Below are 276 nucleotides of genomic sequence, written 5' to 3' on the forward strand. Positions count from 1 at the left end.
GCGTTGATCACCGATGACGAGGAACTGGACGCGGCAATCGCGTTCCTGCAGAACGGTGCCGGTGGCGTGCCGGGACCGTTCGACGCCTTCCTCACCCTGCGTGGCATCAAGACTCTCGCGCTGCGCATGGAACGGCACAGTGACAACGCAGAGGCACTCGTCGACCTGCTCGACGGTCATTCCTCGATCTCCCAGGTCATCTACCCGGGCTTGAAGTCGCACCCGTCGCACAGCGTCGCCGCCAAGCAGATGCGTCGATTCGGCGGCATGATCTCG

General features: G+C 63.8%; 1 protein-coding gene. It reads left to right on the forward strand.

The features are described from left to right. Window positions 1-276, forward strand: a 276-nt coding sequence (locus A2J03_RS10830) for a PLP-dependent transferase (RefSeq protein ID WP_197480712.1), incomplete at both ends; no start/stop codon positions are given.

The organism is Rhodococcus sp. EPR-157 (genome assembly GCF_001647195.1).
Lineage (GTDB): Bacteria > Actinomycetota > Actinomycetes > Mycobacteriales > Mycobacteriaceae > Rhodococcoides.